This window comes from Marinobacter sp. W-8 (genome assembly GCF_044342215.1).
GTDB lineage: Bacteria > Pseudomonadota > Gammaproteobacteria > Pseudomonadales > Oleiphilaceae > Marinobacter > Marinobacter nauticus.
The window spans coordinates 2440044-2457173 of the sequence record NZ_CP172297.1 but is presented as its reverse complement, the minus strand read 5'-3'; the positions used below and the strand labels follow the sequence as shown (position 1 = coordinate 2457173).

The following is a 17130-nucleotide window of genomic DNA, read 5'->3' as shown; positions in this document are numbered from 1 at the left end:
TTGCGTTGCTTGAGGGATCTGCGTGACTGAACTGCTGCAAGACACTCTTTTTTCGAACACCGCCTTTCGGGTGGTGGAGATTGGTCCACTGCCGAAAGCTCCCAAAGACCGAATGCGCATCGGCGAGGATCTTCAGCCTGTCGGTACCTATGCCGGCATTATTCCCTATTTCGGGACAATTGAAGATGTTGAAGTGCTACAGGATCACGAAAAGACAGATCCCGAGTTCGAGTCCAAAGATTGGTGGTGGGACCACCAAAGGATTCGATTTTTGAATGACAAATTGGGACTCAAGGTTTTAGTCCTTGCATTGCCGGTCATATGGGTTTTTTTCCTATGGTTCAGCGGTATAGCGTTAGTCGGTTGGGGAATTATTGAGGCAAATAACAACTTAGATATTGCATCCGAGATTCTGGTCTTTATTGGAGGGCTTCTTTCGCTAATGTGGTTTGCGTTTGCGTTTGCGTTTGCGTTTGCGATTTGGGTAACTCCTATCACCACTAACTGGCTCATGAGCACCGGCATGAGTTTTGTACTCAAGCCCTTTGAAAAAGCGATCAACAAGAAACTGGACGACACCCTCGAGGACGGTTGTAGTGAGTTCAACCGAGCCACCGGGCTGGTTCGCCTGGCTCTCGGGCGAGGCCGGTTTTTCGAAGCCCCGTTTGTGGAATTCGATGCTTATGTGGACCGGGTGATTCAGCAAAGCGGTGTGTTCTATCGGCTCATTTTTGTGCATCGCTATACACAGAAGTCATTCCATAAAACGGCTTTCAGTACCATCGAATCCAGCAAATCAGAGGTCCTGGCACTTTGGGATGTACTTCAGACCTACATGGATGTCACGCAGCCCCTGCCAGATGTACCACGGCTGGAACCATTCCGACACCTGGATCCTGTCACCGCTGAACACGACCTGCGCAGCGGTCGTAATCCTCGCTTCTGGCGCGATCTGGATTTGGAAGCCTGGAAGGAAGGTGAGGGCAAGGAATGGCTGAAGCGGCAGGAGGAATATCCCTGGAATAAGCGCAAGTGCCGGCTCACGCCGCAACTCGGTAAGATCTCGATGGCGGAATACCGAGAGCTACGTCCAGCCGATGCATGGCCGATTTGATAACACGCTCGATTCTGTAATGGCTGGACCGAAAACCGGCGCCATTACAGAATCGAAGTCACTTTACCAACTCCCCACATTCTCCATACTCGCCCAAGGCTCCCGAGCCGGCAGCGCATCGCCTTTCTGCAGCAACTCAATGGAAATCCCGTCCGGTGTCTTGATGAACGCCATATGGCCATCCCGGGGTGGGCGATTGATGGTGACGCCCCTGGCCTGGAGTTTCTCGCACAGGGCATAGATATCGTCCACCCGGTAGGCCAGATGGCCGAAGTTGCGGCCGCCGGTGTATTCCTCTGGGTCCCAGTTGTAGGTCAGTTCGATCATGGGCGCCTTGTCTTCCCGGGCCCGGGCTTCGTCTTCCGGTGCGGCGAGGAATACCAGGGTGAAGCGACCTTTTTCGTTGCTTTTACGACTGATTTCTACCATGCCAAGCAAATCGCAGAAGAAGTGCAGCGTGTCGTCCAGGTTGCTCACCCGGATCATGGTGTGCAGGTATTGCATAAGGTACTCCTTGGCTGGCCAGGTTCTGAATTGTGTCCCCCACAGTTTACGGTATTCTTCGGCTATGACTAAAAACGAGATTACCGAGACGTTGCTGGCGTTCGAGGTGCCGGCGGTCCGGCACCTGGCCTGGTTGTGTCTGTCGCCTCAGCTGTTAAAGCATGAGCTCAGTTTCGATCCTGCCGCCCATCTGCCCCCGGAATTCCTGGAGACGTTGAAACGGTGGGAGCGGAACCCTGATACCCTGCCTGTTCGGTTGACGGAAACGCCGGAGCGTCGGCTTGGCCACTATTTCGAGCGCCTGTATGAGGTGTTACTGCGGGATCTGTTGGGTTGGGACATTGTACTGCAGAATCAGCAGGTTCAGGCCGAGGGGCGAACGCTGGGTGAGCTGGATTTTCTGGTTCGCAACCGGTGCTCCGGCCAACTGGAGCACCACGAAATTGCCATCAAGTTCTATCTCGGCTTCGTAACCGAGGCAAATCAGGTCCGGTGGTACGGACCCAATGCCCGGGATCGGCTGGATCTGAAAACTGAGCGCCTGCTGAATCACCAAAGCCGCTTGTGCCAGCGACCAGAAACCCAGGGCTTGCCGGCCAGTGTTGGCGTCTGCGAAACAGTTACACCACGAATTTTCATGCCAGGCTATCTGTTCTATCCGGTTGCTCAAACGCTACCTGAGGCCCCGGCACAGGTGCCGAGGGAGCATCTGAAAGGTTACTGGATGAGGCTTGATCAGGCTCGGCAGGAGAATATCTCTGGCTGGGTGCCCCTGTTCAAGCCGGACTGGATCGGCCCCTGGGCTCAATCGGCTGCGCCGGATACAGCATCGGCGAGGGCGGCGCTTGATCGGGTGGAGAGCGCCGGGATACCCCAGATGTTTGCCGTTTTGAACAGGCGGACGGAATCTGATCGTTGGGTAGAGACTAGTCGGGTGTTCATTATGCCGCCTCAGTGGCCGGGTGCGGGCGCCTAAGACCATTGTAGGGGCTGTTCGGTTCACAGAAACGGGCCTTGGTCGTTGTCACATTCGTGACACGGTTCTAGAATTCCGGGCTGTTCAGGTGGCATCAGGACGATGCCCGTAAGCCAAGGAAGGAGATGCCCCGATGGAAGATTGGCAAGGATGTCTGTCTCCGGAGTGTCAGACCGCGCTGTTGATGGCCCGAGAAAGTGTTGGGCGCCGGGGCGGTTCTGTGATTACTGCCGAAGATTTTCTGCTGGCATTGCTCGATGCCATCCCCGCGATTCCCCCGTTTTTGCAACGCCAGAGTATCGATCTGGACGAACTCGTTCGCACCATTCAGGGTGAGCAGCCCATCGTGACCGAGGTGGTCGGAGACGGTGATCTGTCCTCGCAGTTGATCTATTGGATTGCCTCCGCCCGCGAGTCGGCCGAGGCCCCCTGGCTCGATTGGCCGGTGCTTCTGAAAGCCCTGACGTCCCAGTGTGAACGGCTTCAGGATAAAGCCTACGTAGCTGTTCTCGAGCTTGTGACGTACTGGCCCTCGGCACATGACGTGCCTGTGCCCACCTCCGATGCCCGTTTCGTTGCGCCGGTATCGATTGCGGAACCAGAATGGCTCGCGCTGGCGGAAGATGTTGCGGTTGCCCTGGCGGCCAATCCCGAAGCACTGATTTGGGTTCGGGGGCCGAGGGGTGCCGGCAAGTCGGCCTGGCTGCACTCGCTCCAGAGCACTCCTGGCCTGGCCTGGGTTCAGGTTAATCCTCGCCGGGAGTCCGAAGTGCTGGCCTGTGATCAACCGGTTTTACCGTCAGGTGATTCGTCCTCTGAGCATTGGCCTGCGCTGGTATTGGACAATGTCAGCCCCGCCGATTTGCTGACGTTGATAGCCGAGCCGCTGGGCCTGATCCGGGATCTGGTTTCCGGCTGGTCTGGGCCAATCTTGCTGATTGGTCGTGATTCGATGACGGATTCCAGCGGTGTCGTTCGGCTGGGGCAGTTGCTGGGGCGTGAACCTGAGGTTCTGGAGTTGCCTCCGGTGAGTGTCCGTCAGCGGAGGGCGGTACTCACCGCACATCAACCGGCAATCGAAAAGCGTTGGAATATACAGGTTTCCCAGGCAGCTCTCGAATATGCGGCTTCCCGACAAAGCAGCTGTGTCAGCACTCCTGGTGGCATGCTGCAGTGGGTACGGCGAGCTGCCGCCCGGCTGGATTTGTTTGCCAGTCGTGGCTCGGTGTCGGCGGCGGCACTGGAGGGCGAAAAAGAGGTGTGGCACCGGCAGTCTCTGGTTGCACTGGCGCGGGGAGAAGATTGCCATCTCCCGGAGCAGAAGGCGGAGGTCCTGATGATTGAACAGGCGGCGGCCGATGTTCTCTGGCACGAGCGCAAGCGGGCCGGCACGCTCCGTCGATTGCTGGTGGACGATCTGCGCGAGGAACTGGAGCGATGGGTTGCAGCGAGGCCCGGGCCGGTTCACTATGTGCGACATTGCGAACAACTGCAGGGAGAATCCTTGGGTGCAGGATCTGGAAATCTACATTCGTGACCTTGAACCGGCCGCGGTCTCCAACTGGCTGGAAGGCCAACTGGACGAATTGCAGCTGGACGATACCGACGTCAGTTCGGTGGTGAAGGGCATGGCCAGGTATAGCGGCGCGCGGGTGCGCATCACGCTGTATCCGGGCGCTTTCGGCAAGCGTTTCACTTCACTGGTGATGGAAGGCGATGAGCTGCCCTGGAACAGCGACCTGGATTGCGCCCGCAGTGCCTGGCGGACAATGGATACTGAAATCCGCTGCAGCCCGGGAGACTGGAAAGAAGGGGACCCGGTGGAGGACGATAAGTGGTGGCGGCTGGATCATCGCGGCGAGCAGTTGGTGGTCTGGAACTGACAGCCACAAGGTTTTCGGCTTGAAACAAAAAAGCAGCCCCGAGAGGCTGCTTTTTTATTGGCGCGTGCGGGCGGTGTCTCAGTCGCTCAGGATAGACACGTTGTCTGCCTGCAGGCCTTTGTCTGCCTCAACCACGTTGAAGCGCACCAGTTGGCCCTGGCGAAGCACGCGGCGACCACGGCCACGGATGGCGCGGAAGTGCACAAAGATCTCGTCGCCACTGTCACGAACGATAAAGCCGAAGCCTTTCTTGACGTTGAACCACTTGACGGTGCCTTCCTCGTTACCTTCGGGAGTGCTGTCGTCAAAATCGTCTTCGTCGTCGTCATACTGATTGCTGGGCTGGGCACTGCGAGGTGCTGCCTTGCGCGCGGCTGAGTTCCTGGCGGCAGGCTGCTTGCCGGCGAGTGCAATCGCAACAAAGGCGGCAACGGCAAAGACAACAAACGCGAACAGATAGGCCGCTATGCCACCCTGGCTGCCTAGAGCTTCCAGGCCCTGGCCCAACGCCAGGATTTTCAGGGGTTCCGGAGTGGTGGTAAGCAGAAGGCCGAGTACAAACGGTGCCGGAATCGCGATCAGAATGGCAACAAGGATCGCTTTGGCTGGATTACGCATTGGTTGGTTATTCTCCATGGTTTAACACTGACGATAAAAAGCCGGACATCGGGTAACATGGCATGTCTGGCCGGTGAACGCCGCCAACCCCGGGAAAACTGATTATCCCGGCCGCAGGCGGTAAAAGGCGGCATGATACCAGATTACAGAAAGGGCTGACCAAACCTCATGAGCAAAAACTCCCTGGAAGAACGACTGGCAGAACTGGAAATGCGACTTGCGTTCCAGGATGAGCTGATCAACACGTTGAGTGATCAGGTCGCCAAGCAGGAGATGGACATTCGGGAACTGTGGGACGCCAAGAAAATGCTGCACAAGCAACTCAAGGATATCTCGCCGTCCAATATCCGGCGGGAAGAAGAGGAAACGCCCCCGCCGCATTATTGATCAGAGGCTCATTGTGAGCCTCTGGTTCGATTCTTTATGCCAGCAGCTCGACCAGGATCTGTTCGTAGATCTCGGACAGCGTGTCCAGATCCTCAGCCTTCACACACTCGTCCACTTTGTGAATGGTGGCGTTGATCGGGCCGAGTTCGACCACCTGGGCACCGGTGGGCGCAATGAAGCGACCGTCTGAGGTGCCGCCGGACGTAGACAGTTCTGTTTCACGGCCAGTCACGGTTCGAATGGCATTCTGTGCGGCTGATACCAGCGCGCCTTTGTCGGTCAGGAATGGCCGGCCACTGAGGTGCCATTGCAGGTCGTACTTCAGGTTGTGCCGGTCCAGGATTGCGACCACCCTCTCTTCCAGGCTTTCCGCGGTGTTCTCGGTGCAGTAACGGAAGTTGAAGTGCACCAGGCACTCCCCGGGCACAATATTGCTGCCGACGCCGGCCTCGACACGAGTTATCTGGAAGGTGGTGGGCGGGAAGAAGTCGTTGCCGTTGTCCCAGAATTCCTTGGCCAACGCGTCCAGTGCCGGTGCAACGTTGTGGACGGCATTCTCGGCCAGATGCGGGTAGGCCACGTGGCCCTGAACGCCGTGAACGGTGAGGTATCCGTGAAGGGAGCCGCGCCGGCCATTCTTGATGACATCCCCTACCTGATGGGTGCTGGAAGGTTCGCCAATCAGGCACCAGTCCATTTTCTCATTGCGGGCTTCGAGGGTTTCTACCACTTTCACGGTGCCATCCTGGGCCGGGCCTTCCTCATCGCTGGTGATCAGCAGGGCAATCGAGCCCCGATGATTCGGGTGGTTGGCCACAAATCGTTCACAGGCGGTGATGAAGGCCGCCAGGCTTCCCTTCATGTCCGCAGCGCCCCGACCGTGCAGGTAGCCGTCCTTGATGATCGGGTCAAACGGCGGGTGAGCCCAGTTTTTCTCGGGGCCGGTGGGTACCACGTCGGTGTGGCCGGCAAATGCCAGAACAGGCCCATTGTTGCCCTTTCTTGCCCACAGGTTGTCGGTTTCGCCAAAGCGCAGGTTCTCCCCACTGAAACCCAGCGGCGCCAGGCGTGACATCATGAGTTCCTGGCAGCCCGCGTCGTCCGGCGTTACGGATTGGCGGCGGATAAGGTCCTTGGCAAGTTCCAGGGTGGGGGAGAGCGACATAGAGAAACCTGTTCGATAAGGAAAGAGTAGAGGGAATAACACCACAGAACCCCCGGTGTTCGTGGGTTCTGTGGCGGGCTGCAGCCTTAGTTGTTGGCGTGCAGTTCTTCGTTCAGTTCAATGGCGGTCTTGTTGGTTTTGCACTCAACCGCACCGGTCTGGCTGTTGCGACGGAACAGCAGATCGTTTTTGCTGGCCAGATCGCGGGCTTTCACCACTTCCACCAGTTTGTTGTGGTCATCCAGCAGGGCCACCTTGGTGCCTGAGGTGATGTACAGGCCAGCTTCAACGGTGCAGCGATCGCCCAGCGGGATGCCGATGCCGGCATTGGCGCCCAGCAGGCAGTTCTCGCCCACGGAAATAATGATGTTGCCGCCGCCGGAAAGCGTGCCCATGGTGGAACAGCCGCCGCCCAGATCGGAGCCTTTACCGATCATCACGCCTGCGGAGATGCGCCCTTCGATCATGCTGGTGCCTTCGGTACCGGCGTTGAAGTTGATAAAGCCTTCATGCATGACGGTGGTACCTTCGCCTACGTAGGCCCCCAGACGTACTCGGGCGGTGTCGGCAATACGTACACCCTTGGGCACTACGTAATCCGTCATCTGCGGGAATTTGTCGACCGACTTCACTTCCAGAATACGGCCATCCAGGCGTGCCTGCAGTTGCCGCTCCGGCAGTTCATTCAGGTCAATGGCGCCTTCGTTGGTCCAGGCCAGGTTGGGCAGCAGGCCAAAAATGCCGTCCAGTTTCAGGCTGTGGGGCTTGGCCAGGCGGTGTGAGATCAGGTGCAGTTTCAGGTACACCTCCGGCGTGCTGGAAGCGGTATCGTCCGTTGCCAGTACGGTGACTACCACGGGGCGCTTGCTCTCAGCCGCTTTCTCGGCCAGTTTGGCCTGGTCTGTCCGGCCCAGTTGGCGAAGGGCGTTGGCAAACTGTGCCAGTTGTTCTGCTTTCACGCTGATGGCCTGGTTGCCACCCTTATAGTCCAGCGCAGACTCAACCACGTCGATCAGGTCTCTGTCGGGTGTCATGATCGGCTGCTGGTAGTACACCTCCAGCCATTCGCCCTGGTTGTTCTGGGTGCCGATTCCGATACCGAATGCAAAACTCATCTGGTGGTTGCTCCTGTTGTCATTAAATAGTCAGAAAAATTCAGCCCAGCCACGCAGACCAGTCGTCTGCGTTGAACCCCACATTTACGCCGTCTCCGCGCTCGACGACAGGGCGCTTGATGATGGAGGGGTTGTCCAGCATGATCTGGTGGGCACTTTGGGCGCTAATGGTATCACGAACCTCGTCGGGAAGTTTTCGCCAGGTGGTCCCGCGTTTGTTCAGGAGCGTTTCCCAGCCAACGGCCTGTTCCCACTGGCTGAGCTTCTCGCTGCTCAGGCCGTCTTTCTTGAAATCATGGAACTCATAGTCCAAGCCGTGCTCATCCAGCCACTTCCGGGCCTTTTTGACGGTGTCGCAGTTGCGGATGCCATATAACTTCATTGTTCAAAACCTTTTACGAACTCAACGATACGTTTCGCGGCCTCAACACATTCCTCCAGGGGAGCTACCAGTGCCATGCGCACGCGGTTTTCACCCGGGTTGTGGCCGTTTACCGTGCGCGATAGATATCGGCCCGGCAATACGTGTACGTTCTGTCGGGCGGATAGCTCCCGGGCAAAAGTTTCGTTGTCCATGGGCGTCTCCGGCCAGAGGTAGAAGCCGGCATCCGGGAAGTCGACGTTCATGACTTCGCGCAGAATGGGCACGACTGCCTCGAACTTGGCCCGGTAGGCGGCGCGGTTTTCGCGCACATGGTCTTCATCGTTCCAGGCGGCGATACTGGCCAGCTGATTATGTATAGGCATGGCACAGCCATGGTAGGTGCGGTATTTCAGGTAGCCGGCCAGTACCTCGGCGTCGCCGGCCACAAAGCCGGACCGCAGGCCCGGCAGGTTGCTGCGTTTGGACAGGCTGTGGAACACCACACAGCGCTTGAAATCGTGGCGGCCGATGGCGGCGCAGGTTTGCAGCAGGCCTTCCGGCGGGTTGGCTTCGTCCGGGTAGAGCTCTGAATAGCACTCGTCCGAGGCAATCAGGAAATCGTGCCGGTCAGCCAGTTCAATCACTTTTACCAGGGTTTCCCTCGGAATCACGGCTCCGCTTGGATTGCCGGGTGAGCAAAGGAACAGGATCTGGCAGTCCTTCCAGACCGACGCGGGCACGGCGTCGAAGTCCGGGATGAAGCCATTGCTGTCATCGCAGGGCAGATAAACCGGTGTGGCGCCGGCCAGGAAGGCTGCGCCTTCGTAGATCTGATAGAAAGGATTGGGGCTGACCACGGTGGCGGGTTTGCCGGCATCCACAACCGCCTGAACCAGGGCGAAGATGGCTTCGCGGGTTCCGTTTACGGGCACCACGTGGCGGTTCGGATCCAATGATTCCGGGGCCAGAGCAAACCGGCGGGTTGCCCATCCGGCAATCGCGCTACGAAGTTCGTCGGTGCCTTTGGTGGTGGGGTAATTCGCCAGTTTGTCCAGGTTATCGGCAATAACGTCCTTTACGAAGGCTGGCGACGGGTGCTTGGGTTCACCAATTCCCAGGGAGATAGGCTCCAGATGTTCTGGTAACGAAATGCCGGCCTTCAGTTTGGCCAGTTTCTCGAAGGGGTAGGGGTGAAGTCTTTCCAGATTGGGGTTCATTGAATCTCGTCCAGCATTTTACAGAGGTCCTGTTGCAGGGCCTGGCACACGCCCGGGTCGCGCAGGGGTTCGCCCTGTTCGTCGGTGATGAAGAACACGTCTTCAACCCGTTCTCCCAGCGTGGCAATCTTGGCGTTGGTCAGCCGCACCCGGTGCTCCAGCAACACCTGGCCAATCCGCGCCAGCAGACCGGGGCGGTCCGGCGTAATCAGTTCCATCACCGTGCGCTGATTGATGGTGTCGTTGGAGAAGGTCACCTCGGTCGGGAACGCAAAGTGCTTCAACTGCCTTGGCGTTCTGCGATGGATGATGTCCGGATAGTCTTCCGGGTCGTCCAGTTCTTCAATCAGGCGCTTGCGTACACGCTCCTTTCGGGCCGGGTCGATGCCCAGCGGCTGGCCCTTGTCATCAAGCACCACGTAGGAGCTGATGGAATAGGGGCCTTCGGTGGAATTGATGCGGGCATCCACGATGTTCAGGTTCAACTGCTCCAGGACAGCGGTGGTAGCGGCAAACAGGGCGACGCGATCTTTCATGTAGATGATGATCTGCGAATAGCCGTCAGTCGGGCCACCCCGGGTGTCCCGGATCAGCACCAGAGGATCCGGGTTGTCGCCGTGGCGAATGATGGCGGCTGTTTGCCAGGCGATATCGACAGTGGAATCCTGCAGGAAGTATTCGTCGTCCACGGTATTCCAGATCTGGTCGATCTGTTCATCGGTCATGTTCTGGGCGTGGAGGATTTCCCTGGCTTCCTCCTGGGTGGCCCGGATCCAGGACTGCCGGTCTACCGGATTGTCAGTGCCGCGGCGCAGCGCCCGTTTGGTTTCTATATAAAGCTGGCGCAACAACGACGCGCGCCAGGTGTTCCACAGTTTGGGATTGGTGGCACTGATATCGCACACCGTAAGAATGTAGAGATAGTCCAGGTGGGCCAGGCTGGGTACCGCGCGGGCAAAGGCCTGAATGATGTCCGGGTCGGAAATATCCTTGCGCTGAGCAGTCATGGACATCAGCAGGTGGTTTTCCACCAGCCAGGACACCAGCTGGGTGTCCCGCTCGCTGAGATGGTGTCGCTCGCAAAAGGCTTCGGCATCAATGGCGCCGAGCTCGGAATGGTCGCCGCCCCGGCCTTTTGCCACGTCGTGGTAGAGGCCGGCAATAAACAAGGTTTCCAGTTTGGGTAGCCGGTGTATCAGGCGCGAGGCCAGGGGGTATTCGGTTCTGGCCTCGGTGCTGTTGAGCCTCACCATGTTGCGGATCACCCGCATGGTGTGGGCGTCTACCGTATAGATATGGAAAAGGTCGTGCTGCATCTGGCCAATGATCTGGCCGAACTCCGGCAGGTAGCGGCCCAGCACGTTGTACTTCTTCATGGCCGACAGGGTCTGGTCCAGGGCATGGGGCGTGCGTAGCAGCTCCATAAACAGCGTGGTGACGGCCAAGTCAGAGCGGAACGCGTCATCAATCAGATGCCTGTGGGCCCGGAGTGAACGAATCGTAGTGGCCCGGATGCCTTTGATCTCCGGGTGTTGCGCCATCAGCACGAAGATTTCCATGATGGCGTAGGGAGCATAGGCGAACACCTGATTGTTCACCGCTTCAATATAGAGGTTGCGAACCTGAAAACGCTTATTCAAGGGGCGGATTTCATCTTCTCCGCCGCTGCCAATGATGGCCTCGTCATAATACTGCAGGATTACGTCCGCCAGCTCCGCCAGTGCAAGCACGGTGCGGTAGTACTGCTGCATCATCAGTTCCACACCCAGGCGTTTGCCTTCGTCCTGGTACCCGAGCATTTGCGCCAGCGCTCGCTGGTGGTCAAACAGCAGGCGATTTTCGTTGCGGTCGGCCAGTAATTGAAGACCAAAGCGGAGCTGCCAGAGGAAGGTCTCTCCCTGATACAGAATCTGATGCTCTTCTTCGGTCAGGATGCTGAAGCGGGTGAGGTCGGCAATATTCTGCAGGCCGAAATGGCGTTTGGTGATCCAGCCGATGGTCTGGATATCTCGAAGGGCGCCCGGTGAGCCTTTGACGTTGGGTTCCAGGTTATATTCGGTGTCGCCGTATTTCTTGTGGCGCTGCTGCTGTTCTTCCCGTTTGGCCAGGAAGTAATTCCGATCGGAGCTGACGTCGTCCGAATACACCTGCTCACTGAGTTCCGCCCGCAAACCATCCGGGCCTGCAATGGTACGTGTTTCCAGCAGGTTGGTCAGGATAGTGATATCTTCCCGGGCGGCCTGAATGGATTCCGCCAGGCTGCGAACGCTGTGGCCAATATCCAGTTTGAGGTCCCAGAGCAGGGTGACAAACGCGCCCAGGTCTTCCTGCCGGTCCTCTTCTATGCCATTGCGGGTCAGGATCAGCAGGTCAATATCGGAATGAGGGTGCAGCTCGCCCCGGCCATACCCCCCCCACGGCCACCAGTGCAATGTCAGCGGAGCGGGAGAACGGGTATCGGTTCCAGATCAGCCGGAGAACCTTGTCGATGGTGTTGGCCCTGGCAAGAACCAGGGCCCGGACATCGGCGCCTTGCCGAAATGCCTCGGCATCAGCGTTGTAGCTTTCCCGCAACAGTTCGCGTGCGGCAAACACCGGTGAGGTGTCGTTACTGATGCGGGATTCCAGCTCGCTTCGGTCCACTTAGAACGACTCTTCCGATCGGCGGGTGAGCACCTCATAGCCATCGGAGGTTACCAGAATGGTGTGCTCCCACTGTGCCGACAGTTTGTGATCCTTGGTGACTACCGTCCAGCCATCTGCCAGTAACTTGGTCTGGTATTTGCCCTGATTGATCATCGGCTCGATGGTAAAGGTCATGCCTTCTTTCAGTTCCATGCCGGTGCCGGGCTTGCCGTAGTGCATTACCTGAGGCTCCTCATGAAACACCTTGCCAATGCCGTGGCCGCAATAGTCTCTGACAACGGAGTAACGGTGTTTCTCGGCATACTGCTGTATTACGTGGCCAATATCACCCAGGCGGGTTCCGGGTTTCACCAGTTCAATGCCTTTATACAGGCACTCCTGAGTGATCTGGATCAGGCGTTCGGTGCCGGGCTTGGGTTTGCCCACAATCCACATCTTGCTGGTGTCGCCGTGGTAGCTGTCTTTGATGACGGTGACATCGATATTGATGATGTCGCCTTCCTTCAGCACCTTCTTCTCGGACGGGATGCCGTGACATATCACGTGGTTGACCGACGTGCAGATCGACTTCGGGAAGCCCTTGTAGTTCAGAGGAGCGGGAATCGCCTGCTGTGTGTTGACGATGTAATCGTGCGCAATGCGATCCAGCTCTTCGGTGGTGATGCCGGGTTTGACATGTTCGTCGAGCATTTCCAGAACTTCGGCAGCCAGGCGACCGGCCACGCGCATCTTTTCAATCTCTTCGGGGGTCTTGATAGTTACCTGCATCGGGCTTCCTGTTGATTTGTATCAAACCGGCATTTTAAGGGGCGGCGACATAAGGTACAAGGCGGGGAGCAGGCTATGCTGGCCATAGTCCAGGGCTAAAAATAATGGCGTTTGGCCTGGCAGATATGGTATAAACGCGCCCGCCGGAAACGAATCCGGCAAATTCACACACGTGTCAGCACGTTGTCCCAGGGTGCCGGCTCCTGTTTAAAGGAGGCTGGTTGGGGCAATCGGACGCGTGGAGGACTAACCCGAAGCTAAAAGGTAAATATCATGGCTCAGGTAAATATGCGTGACCTGCTCAAGGCAGGTGCTCACTTCGGTCACCAGACTCGCTACTGGAACCCGAAAATGTCGAAGTTCATCTTCGGCGCCCGTAACAAGATTCATATCATCAACCTGGAGCAGACTGTTCCGGCCATGAATGAAGCGCTGAACTTCATTCAGTCTCTGGCTGAGAACAAGAACAAGATCCTGTTTGTTGGTACCAAGCGCGCGGCTTCCAAGATCATCAAGGAAGAAGCTCAGCGTTCCGGTCAGCCTTACGTTAACCACCGCTGGTTGGGTGGTATGCTGACCAACTACAAGACCATCCGTCAGTCTATCCGTCGCTACCGTGATCTGGAAGCCCAGAGCCAGGACGGTACTTTCGACAAGCTGACCAAGAAAGAAGCCCTTGAGCGTACCCGTGAAATGGACAAGCTCGAGCGCTCCATCGGTGGTATCAAGGATATGGGCGGCCTGCCGGATGCCCTGTTCGTTATCGATGTAGACCACGAGCGTATCGCCATCAAGGAAGCCAACAAGCTGGGTATTCCTGTTATCGGTGTTGTTGATACCAACAGCGATCCCGATGGTGTTGATTACGTGATCCCGGGTAACGATGACGCCATCCGTGCTATCCAGATCTACGTGAAAGCCGTTGCCGATACCTGTCTGGAAGCTTCCCAGTCTGCCGGCGCTGGCGCTGACGAGTTTGTTGAAGTCAGCGAAGATGCTGCAGGCGCTGCTCCGGCTGCCGAGTAACATCCAGGCTTAACGTTTGAGTTGTAAGGTATGCCCGCCTGTTTATGCGGGCATATCTCCCCACCGAATTCGGAAAAGACAAGAGGATTGAACATGGCTGCAATTACCGCTGCAATGGTCAAAGAGCTGCGTGAGCGTACCGGCCTTGGCATGATGGAGTGCAAAAAGGCACTGGTTGAAGCTGAAGGCAGTGTTGAAGCTGCAATTGAAGAGCTGCGCAAGTCTTCCGGTCTGAAAGCCGCCAAGAAAGCCGGCCGTACCGCTGCTGAAGGCGTATCTCTGGTCAAGGTGTCTGACGACAACACCGTGGCGTTCATTCTGGAAGTGAACTCCGAAACTGACTTCGTTGCTCGCGACGACAACTTCATGAACTTCGCCAACGACGTTCTGAATGTTGCTTTCGAAAAAGGCGAAACCGACGTTGCGGCCTTGATGGCTGGCGATCTGGAAGCCAAGCGTGAGGCGCTGGTTCAGAAGATCGGCGAGAACATCACTGTTCGTCGCATCATCAAGGTTGAAGGCCCGGTTGTAGGTGGTTACGTGCACAGCAACAACAAGATCGCTTCTGTTGTTGCCCTGACTGCCGGTAACGAAGAGCTGGCCCGCGACATCGCCATGCACGTTGCTGCTGTTAACCCGCGCATTGGCAAGCCTGACGATATGCCGGCTGAAGAGCTGGAAAAAGAGAAAGAGATCATCAAGGCCCAGCCGGATATGGAAGGCAAGCCTGCTGAGATCGTTGAGAAAATGATGGGTGGCCGCATCAAGAAGTTCCTGGCTGAAAACAGCCTGGTTGAGCAGCCGTTCGTCAAGAACCCGGACCAGAAAGTGGGTGAGCTGATCAAGTCTGCCGGTGGCGACCTGGTTGGTTTCGTTCGCCTGGAAGTGGGTGAAGGCATCGAGAAAGAAGAAGTGGATTTCGCCGCTGAAGTGGCTGCTGCCGCTGGCACAGGCAAGGCCTGATTCCTCTTCGAGGCACTGCCGTACAACATGGCAGTGCCACCTGAGTCTGCCACGTCAGCCGGGTTCGCCCGGCTTTCGTGGCGGGCTTGTATCTGAGATACCCCTTTTTCTGAGGAGTATGTCAGATACAAGCCTGCAACGGGTTTGCGCCGGATAGCCAACAGACGAGAAGGGGACCACCATGCCGACATCTTCGAAAAACCAGCCCAGATACAAGCGTGTTCTGCTCAAGCTCAGTGGCGAAGCCCTGATGGGAGAGCACGATTTCGGTATTGATCCCAAAGTTCTTGATCGTATGGCCCTGGAAATCGGTGCCCTTATTGGCATTGGTGTTCAAGTGGGACTGGTGATTGGCGGTGGCAATCTGTTTCGCGGAGCAGCCCTCAATGCGGCAGGCCTTGATCGCGTGACCGGAGACCACATGGGGATGCTGGCCACGGTCATGAACGGCCTGGCCATGCGTGATGCGCTGGAGCGTTCGAACATCCGTACCCGCGTGATGTCTGCTATCCCCATGAGCGGTATTGTCGAGCATTATGACCGTCGCCGTGCGGTGCGGGATCTCAAGGAAGGTGACGTGGTCATCTTCAGTGCGGGTACCGGCAACCCGTTCTTCACCACGGACTCTGCAGCCTGTCTGCGTGGCATTGAAATTGAAGCTGACGCTGTTCTGAAGGCAACCAAGGTAGATGGAGTTTACTCGGCCGATCCCCATCTTGATCCTACGGCAGTAAAATACGACCACCTGACCTATGATGAGGTTCTGGACAAGAAGCTGGGCGTGATGGATCTCACGGCCATCTGCCTGGCGCGGGATCACGGTATGCCGCTGCGGGTCTTCGACATGAACCGCCCCGGTGTGCTCACGCGCATTGTGACCGGGGAACGGGAAGGCACATTGATTGAATGAATAAGGCTGCCGGCGCCTGAAGTGCCGGCTTCCTGCATGGAACCAGACGAACGAATTGAGGAAGCTGACGTGATTAACGACATCAAAGCTGAAGCCGAAAAGAAAATGAAAAAGAGCCTGGAAGCTCTGCACTCGGCTTTCAATAAGATCCGTACCGGGCGTGCCCATCCGGCGATCCTGGACAGCGTAATGGTGAACTACTACGGTCAGGAAACACCGCTGAAGCAGGTGGCCAGCGTGAACGTGGAAGATAACCGGACGCTGACAGTCGCGCCCTGGGAAAAGAATCTGGTGCCCACGATTGAAAAGGCGATCATGACGTCTGACCTTGGCCTGAATCCGGCCACCAGTGGCGACATCATCCGCGTGCCCATGCCGATGCTGACCGAAGAGACCCGTAAAGAAATGGTCAAGCAGGCAAAGGCTGATGCGGAGCACGGTCGGGTGTCTATTCGTAACGCTCGTCGCGATGCTAATCACATGATCAAAGAGCTGGTTAAGGAAAAGGAAATCAGCGAAGACGATCAGCACCGTGGCGAAGATGAAATTCAGAAGCTCACCGACAAATACATCGCCGAAGTTGAAAAGATGTTGAAGTCGAAGGAAGAGGACCTGATGGCGGTTTAATCGCCCGGGTTCATTCAGGAGCAGGATCAGCGGCGGGGGAGTCCCGCCGCACAGAGGATTTCATGACGGCAAAAGTTACCGCAGAAATTCCGGTGGCAGCAGATAACTGCCCCCGGCATGTCGCCATTATCATGGATGGCAATAACCGCTGGGCCAAAGCGCACCGGCTTAAGGGAGTGGCGGGCCACAAGGCCGGGGTGGATGCGGTCAAGGCGGTGGTGGAAACCTGCGCCAAAGAGGGCGTGGAGGTATTGACCCTGTTTGCCTTTTCCAGCGAGAACTGGCGCCGGCCCAAGGACGAAGTATCAGCTCTTATGCGTCTGTTCCTGATCGCATTGGAGCGGGAAGTCCGCAAACTGCATCGCAACAATATCCGCCTACGGATTATCGGTGATCGTTCAGCCTTCAATCCGGCGCTCCAGGAGCACATGGAGAAAGCCGAGGCGCTGACCCGTGACAATACCCGTATGACGGTGGTGATTGCGGCCAATTACGGTGGCCACTGGGACATCACCCAGGCGACCCGTAAGGTGGCGGAGCAAGTGAAGGCGGGCCAGCTGGAACCTTCAGATATCACCGACGACCTGATCCAGGAGCACCTGAGTATCGGTGATCTTCCCATGCCGGATCTCCTTATCCGGACAGCAGGCGAACAGCGCATCAGCAATTTCCTGTTATGGCACCTGGCCTACACCGAATTCTACTTTTCCGAGGTATTCTGGCCGGATTTCAAGAGCGAGCAAATGCTCAAGGCGCTTGATGCCTATGCCCATCGACAGCGCCGTTTCGGTCAGACCGACGACCAGATTGCTGCTCGCGCTGCACAACAATAACGACCAAGCGACCA

Annotated in this window: 17 protein-coding genes and 1 pseudogene; 10 read left to right on the top strand and 8 right to left on the bottom strand. The window is 57.2% G+C overall.

What is annotated here, in order from left to right:
* The first annotated feature begins 22 nt into the window (after nucleotides 1-22).
* On the top strand, nucleotides 23-1114 hold the full coding sequence (locus ACF8YQ_RS11435; protein WP_396621440.1) for a hypothetical protein: 1092 nt from the start codon (nucleotides 23-25) through the stop codon (nucleotides 1112-1114).
* A gap of 63 nt (nucleotides 1115-1177) precedes the next feature.
* Here ACF8YQ_RS11435 and ACF8YQ_RS11430 read toward each other — a convergent pair whose 3' ends face one another.
* The gene (locus ACF8YQ_RS11430) at nucleotides 1178-1618 is read right to left on the bottom strand and encodes a VOC family protein (protein WP_224850329.1); all 441 of its coding nucleotides are present in this window, start codon (nucleotides 1616-1618) and stop codon (nucleotides 1178-1180) included.
* A 64-nt stretch (nucleotides 1619-1682) separates the two neighbouring features.
* On the opposite strand from ACF8YQ_RS11430, the gene ACF8YQ_RS11425 reads away from it, so the two are divergent.
* From ACF8YQ_RS11425 to ACF8YQ_RS11415, 3 genes are all read left to right on the top strand, one after another.
* On the top strand, nucleotides 1683-2594 hold the full coding sequence (locus tag ACF8YQ_RS11425) for a DUF1853 family protein (RefSeq protein ID WP_396621439.1): 912 nt from the start codon (nucleotides 1683-1685) through the stop codon (nucleotides 2592-2594).
* A 133-nt stretch (nucleotides 2595-2727) separates the two neighbouring features.
* The gene (locus ACF8YQ_RS11420; RefSeq protein ID WP_396621438.1) at nucleotides 2728-4131 is read left to right on the top strand and encodes a hypothetical protein; all 1404 of its coding nucleotides are present in this window, start codon (nucleotides 2728-2730) and stop codon (nucleotides 4129-4131) included.
* On the top strand, nucleotides 4103-4477 hold the full coding sequence (locus tag ACF8YQ_RS11415) for a hypothetical protein (protein ID WP_396621437.1): 375 nt from the start codon (nucleotides 4103-4105) through the stop codon (nucleotides 4475-4477). The genes ACF8YQ_RS11420 and ACF8YQ_RS11415 overlap by 29 nt, the downstream gene beginning before the upstream one ends.
* A 78-nt stretch (nucleotides 4478-4555) precedes the next feature.
* On the opposite strand, the gene ACF8YQ_RS11410 is transcribed toward ACF8YQ_RS11415, so the two are convergent.
* Nucleotides 4556-5095: a cold-shock protein gene (locus ACF8YQ_RS11410; protein ID WP_011786015.1), complete on the bottom strand. Its 540-nt coding sequence runs from the start codon at nucleotides 5093-5095 to the stop codon at nucleotides 4556-4558.
* A gap of 168 nt (nucleotides 5096-5263) precedes the next feature.
* Between ACF8YQ_RS11410 and ACF8YQ_RS11405 the strand changes: the two genes are divergently transcribed.
* Nucleotides 5264-5482, top strand: a complete 219-nt coding sequence (locus ACF8YQ_RS11405) for a SlyX family protein (RefSeq protein ID WP_011786014.1) — start codon at nucleotides 5264-5266, stop codon at nucleotides 5480-5482.
* 34 nt (nucleotides 5483-5516) lie between these two features.
* Here ACF8YQ_RS11405 and dapE read toward each other — a convergent pair whose 3' ends face one another.
* The 6 genes and pseudogenes from dapE to map form a co-directional block, all read right to left on the bottom strand.
* The gene (dapE, locus tag ACF8YQ_RS11400) at nucleotides 5517-6647 is read right to left on the bottom strand and encodes a succinyl-diaminopimelate desuccinylase (RefSeq protein WP_023008783.1); all 1131 of its coding nucleotides are present in this window, start codon (nucleotides 6645-6647) and stop codon (nucleotides 5517-5519) included.
* An 86-nt stretch (nucleotides 6648-6733) separates the two neighbouring features.
* The gene (gene dapD / locus ACF8YQ_RS11395) at nucleotides 6734-7762 is read right to left on the bottom strand and encodes a 2,3,4,5-tetrahydropyridine-2,6-dicarboxylate N-succinyltransferase (RefSeq protein ID WP_022991540.1); all 1029 of its coding nucleotides are present in this window, start codon (nucleotides 7760-7762) and stop codon (nucleotides 6734-6736) included.
* Nucleotides 7763-7802: 40 nt separating this feature from the next.
* On the bottom strand, nucleotides 7803-8144 hold the full coding sequence (locus ACF8YQ_RS11390; protein ID WP_014422002.1) for an ArsC family reductase: 342 nt from the start codon (nucleotides 8142-8144) through the stop codon (nucleotides 7803-7805).
* Entirely contained in the window at nucleotides 8141-9343 is a 1203-nt protein-coding gene (dapC, locus tag ACF8YQ_RS11385) for a succinyldiaminopimelate transaminase (protein WP_396621436.1), read from the bottom strand. The genes ACF8YQ_RS11390 and dapC overlap by 4 nt, the downstream gene beginning before the upstream one ends.
* Nucleotides 9340-11986 (bottom strand): annotated as a pseudogene (locus ACF8YQ_RS11380) ([protein-PII] uridylyltransferase). The gene dapC and the pseudogene ACF8YQ_RS11380 overlap by 4 nt, the downstream one beginning before the upstream one ends.
* On the bottom strand, nucleotides 11987-12757 hold the full coding sequence (gene map / locus ACF8YQ_RS11375; protein WP_222534319.1) for a type I methionyl aminopeptidase: 771 nt from the start codon (nucleotides 12755-12757) through the stop codon (nucleotides 11987-11989).
* Between the two features lie 273 nt (nucleotides 12758-13030).
* Here map and rpsB point away from each other — a divergent pair, with 273 nt between their 5' ends.
* The 5 genes from rpsB to uppS all read left to right on the top strand — a co-directional run bounded on the left by rpsB (nucleotide 13031) and on the right by uppS (nucleotide 17116).
* A complete protein-coding gene (gene rpsB, locus ACF8YQ_RS11370) occupies nucleotides 13031-13783 on the top strand; it encodes a 30S ribosomal protein S2 (protein WP_011786007.1) in 753 nt (250 codons plus the stop codon).
* A 93-nt stretch (nucleotides 13784-13876) separates the two neighbouring features.
* Nucleotides 13877-14746: a translation elongation factor Ts gene (gene tsf, locus ACF8YQ_RS11365; protein ID WP_396621435.1), complete on the top strand. Its 870-nt coding sequence runs from the start codon at nucleotides 13877-13879 to the stop codon at nucleotides 14744-14746.
* A gap of 181 nt (nucleotides 14747-14927) precedes the next feature.
* A complete protein-coding gene (gene pyrH, locus ACF8YQ_RS11360; protein WP_011786005.1) occupies nucleotides 14928-15656 on the top strand; it encodes a UMP kinase in 729 nt (242 codons plus the stop codon).
* A gap of 69 nt (nucleotides 15657-15725) precedes the next feature.
* Nucleotides 15726-16283, top strand: coding sequence for a ribosome recycling factor (frr, locus tag ACF8YQ_RS11355; protein ID WP_031210096.1), 558 nt, complete (start codon nucleotides 15726-15728; stop codon nucleotides 16281-16283).
* Nucleotides 16284-16345: 62 nt separating this feature from the next.
* A complete protein-coding gene (uppS, locus tag ACF8YQ_RS11350; protein WP_023011000.1) occupies nucleotides 16346-17116 on the top strand; it encodes a polyprenyl diphosphate synthase in 771 nt (256 codons plus the stop codon).
* Nucleotides 17117-17130 lie beyond the last annotated feature (14 nt).